The organism is Nonomuraea rosea (assembly GCF_039539705.1).
GTDB classification, from domain to species: Bacteria; Actinomycetota; Actinomycetes; order Streptosporangiales; family Streptosporangiaceae; genus Nonomuraea; species Nonomuraea rosea.
Genome location: NZ_BAABDQ010000003.1, coordinates 641,827 through 657,639, shown reverse-complemented (window position 1 = coordinate 657,639; position 15,813 = coordinate 641,827). Strand labels below are relative to the sequence as shown.

16 protein-coding genes are annotated in these 15,813 nt (G+C 72.8%); 5 read left to right on the top strand and 11 right to left on the bottom strand.

Annotation, left to right across the window (positions count from 1 at the left end):
- Positions 1–29: 29 nt before the first annotated feature.
- Both ABEA43_RS10490 and ABEA43_RS10485 read left to right on the top strand, forming a co-directional pair.
- On the top strand, positions 30–560 hold the full coding sequence (locus tag ABEA43_RS10490; protein ID WP_345560654.1) for an HD domain-containing protein: 531 nt from the start codon (positions 30–32) through the stop codon (positions 558–560).
- A 107-nt stretch (positions 561–667) separates the two neighbouring features.
- Entirely contained in the window at positions 668–2,851 is a 2,184-nt protein-coding gene (locus tag ABEA43_RS10485; protein WP_345560653.1) for a helicase-associated domain-containing protein, read from the top strand.
- On the opposite strand, the gene ABEA43_RS10480 is transcribed toward ABEA43_RS10485, so the two are convergent.
- The 6 genes from ABEA43_RS10480 to ABEA43_RS10455 are packed head-to-tail and all read right to left on the bottom strand — an operon-like array spanning position 2,848 to position 7,871.
- On the bottom strand, positions 2,848–4,335 hold the full coding sequence (locus ABEA43_RS10480) for a sodium/solute symporter (protein WP_345560651.1): 1,488 nt from the start codon (positions 4,333–4,335) through the stop codon (positions 2,848–2,850). The genes ABEA43_RS10485 and ABEA43_RS10480 overlap by 4 nt on opposite strands.
- 22 nt (positions 4,336–4,357) lie before the next feature.
- Complete coding sequence (locus ABEA43_RS10475) at positions 4,358–4,750, bottom strand: hypothetical protein (RefSeq protein ID WP_345560649.1); 393 nt, start codon at positions 4,748–4,750, stop codon at positions 4,358–4,360.
- A 28-nt stretch (positions 4,751–4,778) separates the two neighbouring features.
- Positions 4,779–5,528: a LytR/AlgR family response regulator transcription factor gene (locus ABEA43_RS10470; protein WP_345560648.1), complete on the bottom strand. Its 750-nt coding sequence runs from the start codon at positions 5,526–5,528 to the stop codon at positions 4,779–4,781.
- A gap of 33 nt (positions 5,529–5,561) precedes the next feature.
- Complete coding sequence (locus ABEA43_RS10465; protein ID WP_345560647.1) at positions 5,562–6,740, bottom strand: sensor histidine kinase; 1,179 nt, start codon at positions 6,738–6,740, stop codon at positions 5,562–5,564.
- Positions 6,741–6,756: 16 nt separating this feature from the next.
- Positions 6,757–7,161, bottom strand: a complete 405-nt coding sequence (locus tag ABEA43_RS10460) for an HIT family protein (RefSeq protein WP_345560645.1) — start codon at positions 7,159–7,161, stop codon at positions 6,757–6,759.
- Positions 7,158–7,871: a DUF1838 family protein gene (locus ABEA43_RS10455; RefSeq protein ID WP_345560644.1), complete on the bottom strand. Its 714-nt coding sequence runs from the start codon at positions 7,869–7,871 to the stop codon at positions 7,158–7,160. Before ABEA43_RS10455 ends, ABEA43_RS10460 begins: the two co-directional genes overlap by 4 nt.
- 52 nt (positions 7,872–7,923) lie before the next feature.
- On the opposite strand from ABEA43_RS10455, the gene ABEA43_RS10450 reads away from it, so the two are divergent.
- A complete protein-coding gene (locus ABEA43_RS10450; protein WP_345560642.1) occupies positions 7,924–9,447 on the top strand; it encodes an MFS transporter in 1,524 nt (507 codons plus the stop codon).
- Positions 9,448–10,026, top strand: coding sequence for a TetR/AcrR family transcriptional regulator (locus ABEA43_RS10445; RefSeq protein WP_345560641.1), 579 nt, complete (start codon positions 9,448–9,450; stop codon positions 10,024–10,026).
- Between the two features lie 6 nt (positions 10,027–10,032).
- Here ABEA43_RS10445 and ABEA43_RS10440 read toward each other — a convergent pair whose 3' ends face one another.
- The 5 genes from ABEA43_RS10440 to ABEA43_RS10420 form a co-directional block, all read right to left on the bottom strand.
- Positions 10,033–10,458, bottom strand: coding sequence for a protease inhibitor I42 family protein (locus ABEA43_RS10440; protein ID WP_345560808.1), 426 nt, complete (start codon positions 10,456–10,458; stop codon positions 10,033–10,035).
- 70 nt (positions 10,459–10,528) lie between these two features.
- Entirely contained in the window at positions 10,529–11,233 is a 705-nt protein-coding gene (locus tag ABEA43_RS10435) for a DUF3618 domain-containing protein (protein ID WP_345560639.1), read from the bottom strand.
- Positions 11,230–11,610 carry a phage holin family protein gene (locus tag ABEA43_RS10430; protein WP_345560637.1) on the bottom strand — a complete coding sequence of 127 codons (381 nt, stop codon included), beginning with the start codon at positions 11,608–11,610 and terminating at the stop codon, positions 11,230–11,232. Before ABEA43_RS10430 ends, ABEA43_RS10435 begins: the two co-directional genes overlap by 4 nt.
- A 64-nt stretch (positions 11,611–11,674) precedes the next feature.
- A complete protein-coding gene (locus tag ABEA43_RS10425; RefSeq protein ID WP_345560636.1) occupies positions 11,675–11,839 on the bottom strand; it encodes a hypothetical protein in 165 nt (54 codons plus the stop codon).
- 92 nt (positions 11,840–11,931) lie between these two features.
- Positions 11,932–12,705: a methyltransferase domain-containing protein gene (locus tag ABEA43_RS10420; protein ID WP_345560635.1), complete on the bottom strand. Its 774-nt coding sequence runs from the start codon at positions 12,703–12,705 to the stop codon at positions 11,932–11,934.
- Between the two features lie 104 nt (positions 12,706–12,809).
- Between ABEA43_RS10420 and ABEA43_RS10415 the strand changes: the two genes are divergently transcribed.
- On the top strand, positions 12,810–15,812 hold the full coding sequence (locus ABEA43_RS10415) for a DEAD/DEAH box helicase (protein WP_345560632.1): 3,003 nt from the start codon (positions 12,810–12,812) through the stop codon (positions 15,810–15,812).
- Position 15,813 lies beyond the last annotated feature (1 nt).

The following is a 15,813-nucleotide window of genomic DNA, read 5'->3' as shown; positions in this document are numbered from 1 at the left end:
CGATAAATCCACGCACCGGAGGACATCTCATGCTTTCTCGGTACGAATTCCTCGACCTGTTCGACGGCCTGGCCGGTCTCCCGTACGGCGGGGAGGCCGTCGACCAGCGCACCCACGCCCTCCAGACCGCCGCGCACGCCGTGGCCGCGGGCGCGGACGACGAGCTCGTGCTGGCCGCCGCCTTCCACGACGTGGGCCGCGCCCGCCCGGTCGCCGAGCGGCACCGCGGCCTGCCGCACGAGCAGGCGGGCGCCGCCTTCGCCCGCGACCACCTGACCGAGCGGTCGGCCTGGGCGATCGAGCAGCACGTGGCCGCCAAGCGCTATCTGGTCGCGGTGGACCCGGCCTACCACGACACGCTGAGCCCGGTCTCCGTGCGCTCGCTGCGCGTCCAGGGAGGGCCGATGACGCCGGAGGAGGCGGCCGCGTTCAAGGCGCACCCGTGGTCGGCCGACGCGGTCTCGCTGCGCCTGTGGGACGACGCCGCCAAGGACCCGGAGGGACCGGTGCTGACCGTGGACGAGCTGCTGGCGACGTACGAGCGCGTCCTGCGCGGGTAGGAGCGGTCCTGCTCGCGCAGCGGCGAGCGCTGCGACGGTGCCGGGTCCTGCGCGGGTAGGAGCGCTTTCCTGACTCACCGGGGTGTTCGCGCGGCTACAGTCGGTCTGTGCCTTTCCTCGCCCCCGACGAGCTCACCCGCCTCCTCCGTCACCGGCCCGAGCTGGCCGCCGCCCCCTCGCTGGAGGTGCTCGAACGCCTGCTGGCCAGGCCGGAGCCGGCCATCCCCGTCCTGCTCGACCTGGACGCCGACTGCCACACCGTCAGCCAGGCCGTGCAGGCGTGCGGCGGCGAGAGCACCCGCGAGGTGCTGGCCGGCATGCTGCGCGACCCGGGCGGCAGGCTCGGCGAAGTGCTCGGCACGCTGGCCGGACGCGGCCTGCTCACGCTCGACGGCGACACCGTGAGCTCCCCGCACCGCCCCGGCCTCTGGGCGCACCCGTTCGGGCTGGGCAGGCCGCTGCGCGACTTCGAGAAGCAGGTCACGGCGGAGACGCTCAAGACCCTGGTCAAGGCGCACGGCGGGCAGCCGCTGGGCCGCAAGGCCGACCTGGTGCGGCGGGCCGAGGAGGCCCTGCGCGACACCGCGTCCGTGCGCGCCCGCGCGGCCAAGCTGCCCCGCCAGGCCGTCGAACTCCTGGAGAGGATGGCCGCCGGGGCCCCGGTCACGGGCGGCGAGCAGATCTACTACGGCTCCGGCTCCCGGACCTCCACCGTGCAGCGGCTGGCCGACGCCGGGTTCGTGCTCCGCGACGGCTGGGAGTACGAGATGCCCAGGGAGGTGGCGCTGGCCCTGCGCGGCGACGGATGGCAGCCCGAGCTGACCGGGCAGCCCGCCGTCCCCGCCACGCCGCGTCCCGAGGCCGACGGCGTGGGCGGCGCGCTGGCCGCCGTCGATCGCGTCGAGGCGCTGGCGGAGCTGGCGGCCACGGAGACGATCGCCGAGCTGAAGTCCGGCGGCGTGGGCGTCCGCGAGCTGAAGCGGGTGGCCAAGGCGCTCGGCGTGCCCGAGCGGGAGGCCGCCCTGTGGCTGGATGTCGCCTTCGGCTCCGACCTGATCGCGTCGGAGATGGGCGAGTGGCTGGGCAGCACCACGGTGGTGGACGACTGGCTGGCGCGCTCCCCCGACGCCAGGTGGCGGGCGCTGGCCGACGGCTGGCTCGCGCTGCCGCAGGCGCCCACGTACCGGGTGGTGGGCTGTTGTCCGGAGCATCTGGAACGGTTGCCGCCGCCGTACGCGTTCGAGTGCGGGGCGGGCCGGATCCGGCGGGCGGTCCTTCATGCGCTGCGCAGCCTGCCTCCTGGACGGGCCGCCGACGCCGACGGGCTGGCGGCGGCCGTGGCCTGGCGCACGCGGGCCGTGGCGGAGTCGCCGGAGGCGGCCGCCGAGTTCGTCGCCGCGGCCTTGACGGAGGGCGAGTTGCTCGGCGTCGTCGCCGGCGGCGCGCTGACCGTGCTCGGCCGCGCTCTCCTGGACGAGACCGAGGCCAGCGAGTCCGGCCGGGCGGCCGCGTTGTTCCCCGTGCCCTCGACGACGGCGACCCTGCAGAACGACCTGACCGCCATCGTCTCCGGCATCCCCGCCCCCGGGCTGGCCGCCTTCCTCAACGGCTGTGCCGACCTGGAGTCCCGCGACCGCGCCAGCGTGTGGCGCTTCTCCGACAAGACCGTGCGCAGGGCCCTGGACGCGGGCACGGACGCCGACGCCCTGCTCGACGGGCTCGCCCGCTTCTCCGCCAAGGCGGTGCCCCAGCCGCTGCGCTACCTCGTCACCGACACGGCCCGCAGGCACGGCGCGGTCAAGGTCGCGGCCGGGCCGTCCGTGGTGGTCGCCACCGACCCCGCCGTCATCACGGAGCTGTGCGGCTCCAGGGCGCTGCGCAAGCTCGCCCTGCGCCAGATCGCGCCGACGGTCGCGATCGGCGCCCTGCCTCCTGAGGAGACCCTGCGGCTGCTGCGGCAGTCGGGCCACGCGCCGGTCGGGGTGGCCGCCGACGGCACGATCCGGGCCGAGCCGGTCCTGCGCCGCCGCCTGGCCGTGGACGTCGACCCGCGGATCGACTCGGCCGCGGCGGCCGCGGCGATACTCAAGGGCGGCAGGAACAGCACCTCCGCCGAGGCGATGGCCGTGGCCGCCGCCACCGGTGAGGTGATCGTCATCGTGTGGCAGCGGCGCGAGCACTACATGGAGGATCTGGAGGTGACGCCCGGCGTGGTCACCGGCTACTGCCACGACTGCGGCACCGGCCACACCCTCCCGCGTTCCAAGATCACCAAGGCGTACCTGCCCTAGGACGAGCGCGGCCGCCAGTCGCCGCGGTCCAGGTCGAGGTCCTCCGGGGTGTGCAGCCTGACCATGGTCCGCGCGACGCCCGCCGGCACGCGGTGCGGGGTGAGGAACGACACCGACACCATCACCGCGAACGCGATCGGCACCGTCCACGCGGCCGGCTGAGCCAGCAGCGCCCCGGCGGGCCCCTCGTACGGCCCGCCGGTGATCGTGACGAGCACCGCCGCGCAGGCCAGCCCGCCGCCCACGAACAGCCCCGCCAGCGCCCCCGTGGTGGACAGCCGCCGCCACCAGATGCCCAGCACCAGCAGCGGGCAGAACGACGAGGCCGCCACCGCGAACGCCAGCCCCACCACGTCGGCCACCGGCAGCGCCCGCGCCCACAGCGCCAGGACCAGCGGCACCGCCACCGCCATGAGCGTCGCGATCCTGAACGACCGCACCCCGCCCTTCAGCAGGTCCTGCGCGATCACGCCCGCCACGGACACGGTCAGCCCCGAGGACGTGGACAGGAACGCCGCGAACGCCCCCGCCGTGACCAGCGCCGTCAGCAGGTCGCCGAGCGTGCCGCCGATCATCCGCTCGGGCAGCGTGAGCACGACCGTGTCGGTACGCGCGAGGTCGGGCGTGTAGAGCCGGCCGAGCCAGCCGTAGACGGCCGGCATCAGGTAGAACGCCCCGAGCAGCGACAGCACCACCAGCGTCGTGCGCCGCGCCGCCCGCCCGTCCGGATTGGTGTAGAACCGCACGAGCACGTGCGGCAGCCCCATGGTGCCCAGGAACGTGGCCAGGATCAGCGAGTACGTCGAGTACAGCCCGTACTCCTTGCCCCCCGCCAGCGGCACCTGCCAGACGGCCGCGTCCTCCGCGCTCACGCTGGGCGCGCCGCCGTCCTTCCAGGCCATCAGCAGGAACACCAGCGGCACGGCCAGCGCCGTCAGCTTGAGCCAGTACTGGAACGCCTGCACGAACGTGATCGACCGCATGCCGCCGGACAGCACGTTCACCGCCACGACGACCGCGACCAGCAGCCCGCCCACCCATACGGGCGCGCCGGTGATCTCCCGCAGCACCAGCCCGGCGCTCTGGAACTGCGGCATCAGGTAGAGCCAGCCGATCAGCACGACCAGCACGCTCGCGGTGCGGCGCACGGCCATCGACTCCAGCCTGGCCTCGGCGAAGTCCGGCAGCGTGTACGCCCCCGAGCGCCGCAGCGGCGCCGACACCAGCACCAGCAGCACCAGGTACCCGCCGGTCCAGCCGACGGGCAGCCAGAGCATGTCCACGCCGAACGACAGGATGAGCCCGGCGACGCCCAGGAACGAGGCCGCCGACAGGTACTCCCCGCCGATGGCCGAGGCGTTCCACAGCGGGCTGACCGTCCGGGAGGCGACGTAGAAGTCGGACGTGGTGCGCGAGAACCTGATCCCGAACGCCCCGATGAGCACCGCCGCCACCACGACGACCAGCACCGCGGCCAGGCTCATGCGATCGGCCCGCGAGCGGGGGTCATCGGCGCTCGACCAGTTCGGCGAAGTGGCGTTCGTTGCGCTCGGCCTGGCGGACGTACAGCCAGGCGCCGATGACGAAGGACGGGTAGATGAGCCCGGCGAGCACCGCCCACGGCAGCGGGACGCCCAGCAGGTGCACCTCGCGCAGCTCGGGGATGAGCAGGAACAGCAGCGGCAGCCCGCCGACCACGCACGCCAGCACGGTGCAGACGAACAGCGCCAGCCGGAACTGGGTGCGCAGCAGCGAGCGCATGTAGACCTCGCCGAGCCTCGTCTGCTCGTCGATCTCCCGCGTGGCGGGGTAACGGGGCCTCCGCGCGGCGGCCGTGCGGGGGCTGGTCACGGCCACCCGCCGCGGCGTCTCCCGCTGCACCCTCCGCTCGGGGCTCATCCGAGACCCTCCGCGACCGTGAACCGGCTCATTCCTGGCGTCCCTTCCTGGCTCTGCGCACCAGCAGGTCCCGCAGCTCGCGGGTGTGGCGGCGGCTGACGGGCAGCTCCGTGTCCCCGACCCGCACGGTGCACCTGCCCGAGTCGATGTGCAACTCCTCGATGTGCTTGACGGCCACCAGATGGCTGCGGTGCACACGTACGAACCCGGCCGAGGCCCACCGCTCCTCCAGCGTCGCCAGCGGGATCCGCACCAGATGGCTGCCCGCCGCCGTGTGCAGCCGCGCGTAGTCACCCTGCGCCTCCACGTAGATCACGTCGGCGCTGGACACGAACCGCGTCACCCCGCCCAGCTCCACCGGGATCGTGTCCGACTCCGCGCCCTCGACGGGCACCTCGGCCGAGATGGCGACCCGCCGGATCGCCTCCGCCAGCCGTTCCGGGCGCACGGGTTTGAGCAGGTAGTCCTCGGCCTTGATCTCAAAAGCGTCGACCGCGTGCTCCTCGTACGCCGTCACGAACACGACCCTGGGCGGGTTGGCGAACTGCGACAGCAGCCGCCCGAGCACCACCCCGTCGAGCCCGCGCATCCTGATGTCGAGGAACACCGCGTCGATCGGCCGCCCGTCGGCGATGGCGCGGTCGAGCAGCCGCAGCGCCGCGGACCCGTCACGCGCGGTGGCCACCTCGCCGATGCGGGGGTCGGCGCGCAGCAGGTACGACAGATCTTCGAGGGCGGGCAGCTCGTCATCAACCGCGAGGACCCGGAGTTGTGCCATAGACAGTGATAAAACCGACAACAAAGATCGAGGTCAACGGGCAGAGACGCCTGGGTGATATTTCGGCAACCTGATGTTGACCTTGGTGCCCGCCCCGGTGCCCGTTTCGACGACGAGACCGTACTCGTCGCCGTACACCTGACGCAGCCGCTCGTCCACGTTCGCCAGCCCCACGCCGCCCGTGGGGGCGACCTCACCTGCGAGGATGCGGCGCAGCCGCTCGGGGTCCATGCCGAGCCCGTCGTCCTCGACGGTGATGCGGCACTCGGCGCCGGCGTCCTCGGCGATGATCGTGATGCGGCCGACGCCGTTGCGGCTCTCCAGCCCGTGCCGGACGGCGTTCTCGACCAGTGGCTGCAGGCACAGGAACGGCACCGCCACCGGCAGCACCTCCGGAGCGATGCGCAACGTGACCTGAAGCTGGTCGCCGAACCTGGCGCGTTCGAGTATCAGGTAGCGGTCGATCGAGCGCAGCTCCTCCGCCAGCGTGGTGAACTCGCCGTGCCGCCGGAAGGAGTAACGGGTGAAGTCGGCGAACTCCAGCAGCAGCTCCCTGGCCCGCTCGGGGTCGGTGCGGACGAAGGAGGCGATGGTGGTGAGGGAGTTGTAGATGAAGTGCGGCGAGATCTGCGCCCGCAGCGCCCGCACCTCGGCCTCCATGAGCAGCGTGCGCGAGCGGTCCAGCTCGGCCAGCTCAAGCTGCGAGTCCACCCAGCCGGCCACCTCCTGCGCGGCCCTGACGAGCCCGGCCGAGGCGTTCTGCCCGTAGGCGGCCATCGCGCCGACCACGCGGTCGTCGGTGGACAGCGGCACGACCACGGCCTGCCTGATCGGGCATTCGAGCAGGTCGCAGTCGATGGCCAGGACCTGGATGCGGCCGTCCTTCAGGGTCGCCGCCACGTGCTCGAACGCCTGGCCGGCGTGGTGATCGCCGGCGCCGTCGTAGACGAGCAGCCGCTCGCCGTCGGTGATCGCCAGCGCGGCCGAGCCGAGCAGCGCGCGCAGGTGCCTGGAGGCGCGTTCGGCGCCGTCGGCCGTCAGCCCGGACCGCAGCGGCGGCCCGGCCAGCGAGGCGGTGTGCAGGGTCTCGAACGTCGCTCGCTCGGCCGGGCTGGTGCCCAGCTCCCTGCGGCCCCGCATGACCCGCCACAGCACGATCGACGGCACGCCGACGAGCACCGCGACCACGGCCACGCCGACGAGGTATTCCACGCGGCCAGAGCTTAGCTCAGAGTGCCTTGGCGATCAGGTCGGCGTAGGACTGGGCCTCCTCGGCGGAGGCGTAGGTGGTGCGCGGCCAGAAGAACCCGCGCAGCCCGTCCTTCTTGTTGCGCGGCACCACGTGCACGTGCAGGTGGGCCACGCTCTGGCTGATCCGGTTGTTCATGGCCACGAACGTGCCGCCGGCCTCCAGCCCCTCCTCCACCGCCCCGGCCATGGCCCGCACCCGCTCGAAGAACGGGCCGACGTCGGCCAGGTCGGTGAGCGTCTCCACGTGGAGCCTGGGCACGACCAGCACGTGCCCCTTGAAGACCGGCCGGGTGTCCAGGAACGAGACCGCCACCTCGTCGGAGCGCACCACGTAGGCGGGCCGCTCCCCCGCGATGATCTCGCAGAACAGGTCAGTGCTCACCGCCCGACCTTATCCGCGAACGCGGTCCAGCTCGTCACGTTGGGGGCCGACCACGTGTCGGGCGCGTGCAGGAACCGCTCGCCGACCCGCTCGCGCAGCCGCTCGGGCACCTCGCCCGCGGGCAGCTTCGTGCCCCTGCAGTGGTAGACCAGCCCGCCCCCGCGCTGCCCCATGGCCATCCAGGGCAGCCACGGCGAGACCCGGCACCACGAGAACACGCACGGCACGCCGGGCACGCCGGACTCCACGTCCGCCGCCGAGGCGAAGAACTGGAACAGCTCCATCGCCCGGTAGGTGTCGTCGGCGGAGTTGTCCGGATAGTCGGCGACCTTCAGCGGCGAGGGGTAGGCCAGGCGGATGTCCACGTTGTAGGCGATCTGCCCGCCCAGCCGGGTCTCCGGCACCGGGTAGGCGCCGAGCCGCTGGTTGACCGGGTCGTTGAAGACGTGCTGCACCTCGACCGCGCGCCCGGTCAGCGGGTTGTCCCAGGTGTCGAGCACCTGCCGCGTCCTGGGGTCGAGATAGAGGGCGGCCTCCCTGGTCAGGAGCTGCCAGCCGCCGTCGACCTCGACCGCCCTGGCCACGTTGAGCCCCTCGAAGCCGAACAGATGGTGCGGCCCGTCGCCGTCCTGCCAGCCGTAGACGTCGCCGGTCCAGTAGGAGATCGTCTCCGCCCCGTCGGCGGACGCGCGCACCCGGATGAAGTCCATGATCCGCAGCCTAACGCGTCATTTGGCGACAGCATGTTGCTATGTTAGAAACATGGTGTCGCTAAATGGGCGGACCCGGCAGAGCTGGCTCCCCCTCATCGTGCTCGGCGTCGGCATGTCGATGATCATCATCGACGCGACCATCGTGAACGTGGCCGTTCCCGCGATCATGGGCGACCTCGGGCTGTCCGCCACGGACGTCGAATGGGTGAACTCGATCTACTCGCTCACGTTCGCCGCGCTGCTCATCCCGCTCGGGCGGACGGGTGACGTGCGCGGGCGGCGCAGGACGTTCGTGATCGGCACGGTGGTGTTCCTGGCCGCCAGCATGCTCGCGGCCGCGGCGGGCAGCGGCGCGATGCTGATCGGCGCACGGGTGCTGCAGGGGGCCGGCGCCTCGATGGTGGTGCCGATGACGCTCGCGATCATCAACTCCCTCTACACGGGCCCCCGCAGGACCGTCGCGTTCGCCGTCTGGGGGTCGATCATCGGCGGCATGGCCGCGCTCGGGCCGCTGGCCGGCGGCTGGGTGGTGACGGACTTCGGCTGGCGCTGGGCGTTCTGGGTGAATCTGCCGATCGGCCTGCTGGTGCTGCTCGGCACGCTGCGGGTGCCGGAGTCGAGGGACCCGGGCGCGGCCGGCCGGGACGTGCCCGGCGTCCTGCTGTCGGTCCTCGGCATGTCGTCGCTGGTGTTCGGGCTGATCGAGGGCCAGCGGTACGGCTGGTTCACCGCGCGGGACGGCGGGCTGTCCCCGATCCCGTTCGCGTTCCTGGGGGCGGTGCTCGCGCTCGGCGCGCTCGTGCTGGTCGAGCGGGCCAGAGCCCGTGCGGGCCGGCCGGTGATCCTGGACCTCTCCCTGCTCGCCATCCCCTCCTTCAGGTACGGCGGAGCCGCCGCGATGATCATCACGCTCGGCGAGTTCGGGCTGATCCTGGTGCTGCCGCTGTTCCTGCAGACGGCCATGGGATTCACCGCGTTCGAGACCGGGCTGATCATCGCCTCGCTGGCGGCCGGCACGTTCCTGGCCGGCGGCGTCGTGCCCAGGCTGCCCCTGGCGCCGCGGATCATCGTCCGGCTGGGGCTCGGGCTGGAGGCGGCCGCCGCGATCGCGGTCGGGCTGACCGTCTCGCCCGCGCTCGGACCGTGGTCGCTGGTGCCCTGGCTGATCGTCTACGGGATCGGCATCGGGTTCGCCTCCGCCCAGCTCCCGAACGTGATGCTGGCCGACGTACCCGCCCGCCTGTCCGGGGTGGCCTCGGGGCTGCAGAGCACGATCCGCCAGCTCGGCGCCGCCATCGGCATCGCCGTGCTCGGCGCGGTGCTGGTCACCGGGCTGGACGCGGCGATGGCCGAGCGCCTGCCGGGCGAGGACGCGCTGCGGCACGCCGTGCGCGAGAGCGCCGGCGCGGCCGTCGCGACGATCAGGGACCCGGCGAAACACGCCGCCGCGGTCGCCGCCGCCGCGGACGCCACCCGCCGGGTCACCATCGTCACGGGACTCGTGCTGCTCGGCGGCGTCGGGGCGACGCTGCTGCTGCCCGATACTGGAGGGGGACGACGCGAGGAGGAGTGAGTGCCGAGGATCAGCGCGGCCACGGTGGCCGACCACCGCGCGGGCCAGCACGCGGCCCTGCTGGCCGCCGCGATGGAGATCCTGGTCGCCGAGGGCGCCGCCGGGCTCACCCCGGCGGCCGTCGGGGCGCGCGTGGGGCTGGCCCGCTCCAGCGTCTACCGCTACTTCTCCTCCACCGCCGACATCCTCGCCCAGCTCGTCGAGGACGCGATCCCGCGCTGGGCCGCCCGGCTGGAGAGCGCCGTCTCCGCCCAGGAAGGGCTGGAGGCGCGGGTGCGGGCGTTCGGAGCGGTGACGCTGTCGTTCGTACGGAGCCCCGACTACGCGCTGCTGCGCACGTTCTCCTCGGTCGAGCTGCCCCCCGGCTGCCAGGACCGGCTCGACCAGCTCCACGAGACGATGATCGGCCCGCTCCACGAGGTGCTGGCCGACGCCGGGCACGAGCATCCCGGGCTGGTGGCCCGGCTGGGGTGGAGCATCCTGGGCGAGGGCCAGCGCCTGATGGCCGCCGGCGCGGACGCCGATCTGGTCGAGGAGACCACTCTCACGGTGCTGTGCCGCGCCGTGCGCACGAGCTGAGGGAGCCTATTTCCGCACGGTGACCGCGAAGATCGCCTCGCCGGACTGCTGCTTGCTCTCCTCCGTCGACGGCGTCTTGCCCTGGCCGCAACGCCAGCAGTCGCGCAGCCTGATCTCCGTCGTGCCCGGCTGCTTGCTGTTGAAGACGAAGTAGGTCGTGCCGCCGGCTCCGGGCGCGTCGCCCGCGCTCTGACGCTCCTCGCTGATGAACGAGGCCACCTTCGCGTCCGGCACCTCCACCAGGTCCCAGCTGTCGCCCACCGACGGATTGTCGACGACGGCCAGCGAGAACCGCTGCCCCGGCCGCAGCTCGACCTGCACGGTGGACCCCTTGACGCCCTTGACCACCGTGCCGAAGTCGCTCACCGCCGAGCCTGCCCCGCATCCCGCCGTCAGCAGGGCGAGCAGGGCGGCGGCGGCCGTTCGACGCATCACTCCGGCAGCGTATCGGCCTGCGGCCGGGGGCGGGACACCGCGTACGGCTCCCGCCCTCCGCACGCACCTACCTCTTGACCCACTTCTTGGCCTTGCTGACCGGCCCCTGCTTCCTGGCCTTGCTGCGGCGCACCATCCGGCGCACCACGAAGGCGGCCACGGCGCCGCCGACGGCGATGAGCAGCACCGGCCGCTTCTTCGCCTCGGCCGCCGCGTCCTTGACCTGGTCGGGCGTGCTCTCACGAACCTTGCCCGCCATCTCGGACGCCTTGCCCTTGACGACCTCCGCCGCGTCCGCGGCCCGGTCCTTGACGATCTCCGCCGCGTCGGCCGCCCGATCCTTGACCGCCTCCGCCGCGTCGGCCGCCCGGTCCTTGGTCACCTCGGCCGCGTGCGACGCCCGCGCCTTCACGTCGGCCTTGTCGGCCAGCGCACTGACGGTGTCGCCCAGCTCTCTTCGGGTCTGTTCGATGTCTCTACGCACGTCGTCCTCTTCCTCGTCATCGTCGCCCGCACGTTCCCCGCCCAGCGACTCCTCTTCGGTCCGCAGGCTCTCGGTGGCCTCGGACCGCTCGTCGGGGACGGGGGCCGCGGGGATGAAGGTCTCGTGTTCCTGACGCGCGGCCTCCGCCTGCCGCGCGTTCTCCGCCGCGCCCGGTCTCGTCGGGGGCACGTTGATCGATTCGCGTTCCGTCGGCGTGCCCACGGTCGCCCTGCGGGCCCCGACGTCTCCGGCGTGCTGCTCGCTGTATCCGGGGTCGGTCTCGCTCATCGGCGTGCCCTCTCCTTGACCATGTCGATATCGGCCTTGACGCTCGCGAGGGTCTCCGACGGGACCGGCGGCGCGGCTCGTTTCACCTGGTTCTTACCGATCAGCCCGAGCAACGCGGCGACGACGAACAACACGACCGCCACGATCGCGGCCGCCGCCCACGCGGGCATGACCAGAGCGAGGAGCATGATGACGGTGGCCACCAGAGCGGCGCCACCGAAGAACGCGACGAGTCCCGCCGCACCGAACAGGCCCGCGCCGAATCCCGCGCGCTTGCCCTTTTCCGTGAGCTCGAGCCTGGCCAGGCGAAGTTCGTCCTTGACGAGCCTGGAGACCTGCTCGGAGAGATCGTTGACCAGCTTGTGGGTGTCGTTCACGTCGTTCGCCTCCTCCGCTGAGGATGGCGACTACCCAGACAAGCGGCGTTCTATCACCCGCTTATTACCGCTTGGCGACCCTCAGCAGGAAGCCCAGCGCGGACAGCACCGGGTCCTTCTGCACGTCACACCAGTTGTCGGGCTGCTTCGGCTTGCTCCACGGGGAGGGCAGCTCGCATGAAGGAGCCTGCCGCTTGGGCCGCTCGCACCACGATCCTGGAGGGTTCATATCTTCATCGTACAACTTCACGAACCGCTTATATAAGCTCTCCCGCATGACCGACATGTCCGGCTGGCTGTCCCGGCCTGCACGCCGCCGGCTCAGGCGGAAGGCCTGCCGGTGCCGCCGGACTGGAGCTGACAGATGAGGTGGGTCAGCGCGGCCACACCCCGGTAGGGGTCGGTCCTGCCCGCCCGCTCCTCCGCCGCCAGCAGGTCGCCGAGACCCTCAGGAACGGGCGCGTCGTCGGGCAGGGCGTCGGTGAACACCCGCACGCCGTACCACTCGGTCACCTCCAGCCCCAGTACGCCCAGCCGCGCCGCCAGCTCGCCGAGCCGGTCGGCCCTGGCGGGGACGCCGAGCCGGTTGACGTACGAGCGCTCGTCGAACCCCCGCAGCGCCCCCTGCCAGTCGCCCAGCAGCCCCGGGCGCATGGCCAGGGCGTCGCCGTTGCGCACGAGCAGCGACAGGACGCCGTGGGGCGCGAGGAGGCGGGCCAGGCCGGCGAGCAGCGGGCCCGGGTCGTCGAAGTACATCAGCACGCCGTGGCACAGGACGGCGTCGAAGCTGCCCGGCTCGAACAGCTCCCCCAGGCGCTCGGCCTCGGCCTGCACGGCCGTGATGTCCATGCCCGGCTCGATCCCGGCCTCCAGGAGGTCGAGGAGCTCGCGGGAGGCGTCCAGCGCCGTGACGTGGTGGCCGGCGGCCGCCATCCTGAGCGCCTGCGTGCCCTGGCCGCTGCCGACGTCGAGGATCCGGCACGGGGGCGGCGGGAGGTGCCGGGCCAGCTGCCGGGTGACGAGCTCCTGCCTGACCACGTCCCGCAGCTTGCCGAGCCGCTCCCGCCACCTGTCCTCTGCCCCCTGGAACCTCATGATTCGATCCTAGAACGACCTTCTCTCCCGAAACCCGCAGGCACGACGGCACGCCTGGCCCGCGACGGGACCGTGCCTCCCATGCCTGGCGGTAGCCTGCCGGGGTGCTGGTACACGGGGTTTGGGCGGCGGACGGGCTCGCCTTCTGGGCTGAGACCGACGACACCTTGCCACCGACCGACCCCCTGACCACGCATCCGACCGGTCGGCCGCGTGGGAAGGCCGGTGCGGCGCGGTCGCATCCGCACGCCGCGCCCGCCGCCGAGGTCGCCGCCGTGCTCGGGCTCGACGGCTCGCCGTCCAGGACGCTGGAGCTGCTTCTTCCCGGCTCGGCCAGGGAGCCGCTGCCCTCTCCGGAGACCGGGCGGCTGGCCGACGTGGCCCGGCCCCGGCTGCGCCTCTGGGAGGTCCCCGCCGTCGTGCCGCCCGCCGCTCAGGCTCTGCGCGCTCTCGGCGAGCACACGGGCACCGCCACAATGCGCCACTGGGCCGCCGTCGCCGCCTTCGCCCGCGACCTGGTCCGCCGGGGCCGCGTCCTCCCCCACCTCATCCCAGCCCCCGCCGTGCCCGCCGGGCTGGTGCCTGATGACTCCATGGCCATGTGGGCGCCGCCCGAGGCGGATGCGCGAGCGGTGTGGCGGCCCGTGGTGACGGGGGTCGATGCCGGATATTTCCGGGAGCTGGCCCTCGCCATGCCCCCCGCGTGCCGTACCTCCCACATCGAGCGCCCCTCCGCGGACGTCCTGCGGGCGGCGCTCGACGCGTTCACCGACGCGCTGGTCAGGCAGACGCTGACCGAGCCGCTCACGGCCAGGCCCAGGACGCCGCACGAGCGCTGGCTGGCCGCGCTGACAGGCTCGGAGCCGGGCTGCCCCGACGTCCCCGAGCTGCGCCAGGAGCTGCGGAAGTGGCACGACGCGGTGACGGCGGCGGAGGGCGCGACCCGCGTGTGCTTCCGCCTGCTCGAACCCGCCGAAACCGACGACTGGCGGGTCGAGCTGGCCCTGCAGGCCGCCGACGACCCCAGCCTCTACGTCCCCGCCGCCCGTGTCTGGGACGGCGAGAAGGGCCTGCCGGGCCAGCCGGAACGAGAGCTGCTGACCGGCCTGGGCCGGGCCGTCCGGCTGTACCCGGAGCTCGACCGGGCCCTGCGCGTCCCCCGGCCGAGCGAGCTGGAGCTGGACACCCAGGGCGCGTTCGGGTTCCTGCGCCAGGCGGCCCCGCTGTTGCAGGCGGCCGGTTTCGGGGTGCAGCTCCCGCGCTGGGCCGGCCGTACGAGGCTGGGGCTGAAGCTCACCACCAGGACCAAGACGCAGACGGCGGCGGCAGCACAGGGGTTCGGGCTGCGCGAGCTGGTCGACTTCCGCATCGACCTGGCGGTGGGCGACGAGACGATCAGCGAGGCGGAGCTGGCCGAGCTGGCCAGGCTCAAGGTGCCGCTGGTCAGGGTGCGCGGCCAGTGGGTGGAGCTGGACGACGGGCAGCTCAAGGCGGCGCTCAGGGCCGTGGAGGGCGGCCGGACGGGAGAGGCGTCCGCCGAGGAGATCATGCGGCACGTCATCGGCGCCGACCTCCTGGCCGACGGCGAGCTGCCGCTGCTGGAGGTGGACGCCGACGGGGTGCTCGGCGACCTCCTGTCCGGGCAGGCCGAGCGGCGGCTGGTCCCGCTGGCCACCCCGGCGGGGCTGGACGCCACGCTCAGGCCGTACCAGGAGCGCGGGCTGGCGTGGCTGAGCTTCCTGTCCGAGCTGGGCCTCGGCGGGGTGCTGGCCGACGACATGGGGCTGGGCAAGACGATCACCACGCTGGCCCTGCTCGTCCACGAACGGGAGCCCGCCACGGCGCCGGCGCCGACGTTGCTGGTGTGCCCGATGTCGCTGGTCGGGAACTGGCAGCGGGAGGCCGCCAGGTTCGCGCCGGGGCTGCGCGTCTACGTGCACCACGGCAGCGGGCGCGACGCCGCCGAGATCGCGGGCGCCGACCTGGTGATCACCACGTACGGCACCGCCCAGCGCGACCTGGAGACGCTCAAGGGGTTCGAGTGGCGCCGGGTCGTGTGCGACGAGGCCCAGGCGATCAAGAACAGCGGCACGTTGCAGGCCCAGGCCGTACGAGCGATCCCCACGGGCGGCAGGCTGGCCCTGACCGGCACGCCGGTGGAGAACCACCTGGCCGAGCTCTGGTCGATCATGGAGTTCGCCAACCCGGGCCTGCTGGGGTCGCGCTCGCGGTTCAGGACCAGGTTCCAGGAGCCCATCGAGGCCCGTCAGGACGAGCAGGCGGCCCAGGCGCTCAAGCGGGCGACGGGCCCGTTCATCCTCCGCCGCGCCAAGACCGACAAATCCATCATTTCCGACTTGCCGGAGAAGATGGAGGTCAAGGAGTGGTGCCCGCTCACCCCCGAGCAGGCCACGCTCTACCAGGCGGTCGTGGACGACATGCTGGCCAAGATCGACGACAGCGAGGGCATCGAGCGGCGCGGCCTGGTGCTGTCCGCCATGGCCAAGCTCAAACAGGTCTGCAACCACCCGGCCCACCTGCTCAAGGACGGCTCCCGGCTGGCCGGCAGGTCGGGCAAGCTCGCCCGCCTGGAGCAGCTCTGCGAGGAGATCCTGGCCGAGGGCGAGAAGGCGCTGCTGTTCACCCAGTACGCCGAGTTCGGGACGATGCTCCAGCCCTACCTGGCGCAGCGGCTCGACCGCCCGGTCCTCTGGCTGCACGGCGGCCTGCCGAAGAAGACCCGCGACCGGCTGGTGGACCGGTTCCAGAGCGACGAGGAGCCGATGCTCTTCCTGCTCTCGCTCAAGGCGGCCGGCGTGGGCCTGAACCTGACCGCCGCCAGCCATGTCGTCCACGTGGACCGCTGGTGGAACCCGGCCGTCGAGGACCAGGCGACCGACCGGGCGTTCAGGATCGGGCAGCGCAAGAACGTACAGGTGCGCAAGCTCATCTGCGGCGGCACCCTCGAAGAGCGCGTGGACCAGATGATCGAGCGCAAGAAGGCCCTGGCCGAGCGGGTGGTGGGCGCCGGCGAAGAGTGGCTCACGGACCTGTCCACCGAAGAGCTGCGCGAGGTGTTCCGCCTGACGGCAGAGGGGGTGGGCTGAG

What these genes read in the sequence shown, in the direction of transcription:
- ABEA43_RS10490 (WP_345560654.1), top strand. Translation starts at nt 30, where the DNA reads ATGCTTTCTCGGTACGAATTCCTCGACCTGTTCGACGGCCTGGCCGGT.
- ABEA43_RS10480 (WP_345560651.1), bottom strand. Translation starts at nt 4,335, where the DNA reads ATGAGCCTGGCCGCGGTGCTGGTCGTCGTGGTGGCGGCGGTGCTCATC.
- ABEA43_RS10425 (WP_345560636.1), bottom strand. Translation starts at nt 11,839, where the DNA reads ATGAACCCTCCAGGATCGTGGTGCGAGCGGCCCAAGCGGCAGGCTCCT.
- ABEA43_RS10450 (WP_345560642.1), top strand. Translation starts at nt 7,924, where the DNA reads ATGGTGTCGCTAAATGGGCGGACCCGGCAGAGCTGGCTCCCCCTCATC.
- ABEA43_RS10475 (WP_345560649.1), bottom strand. Translation starts at nt 4,750, where the DNA reads ATGAGCCCCGAGCGGAGGGTGCAGCGGGAGACGCCGCGGCGGGTGGCC.
- ABEA43_RS10420 (WP_345560635.1), bottom strand. Translation starts at nt 12,705, where the DNA reads ATGAGGTTCCAGGGGGCAGAGGACAGGTGGCGGGAGCGGCTCGGCAAG.
- ABEA43_RS10440 (WP_345560808.1), bottom strand. Translation starts at nt 10,458, where the DNA reads ATGCGTCGAACGGCCGCCGCCGCCCTGCTCGCCCTGCTGACGGCGGGA.
- ABEA43_RS10470 (WP_345560648.1), bottom strand. Translation starts at nt 5,528, where the DNA reads ATGGCACAACTCCGGGTCCTCGCGGTTGATGACGAGCTGCCCGCCCTC.
- ABEA43_RS10435 (WP_345560639.1), bottom strand. Translation starts at nt 11,233, where the DNA reads ATGAGCGAGACCGACCCCGGATACAGCGAGCAGCACGCCGGAGACGTC.
- ABEA43_RS10455 (WP_345560644.1), bottom strand. Translation starts at nt 7,871, where the DNA reads ATGGACTTCATCCGGGTGCGCGCGTCCGCCGACGGGGCGGAGACGATC.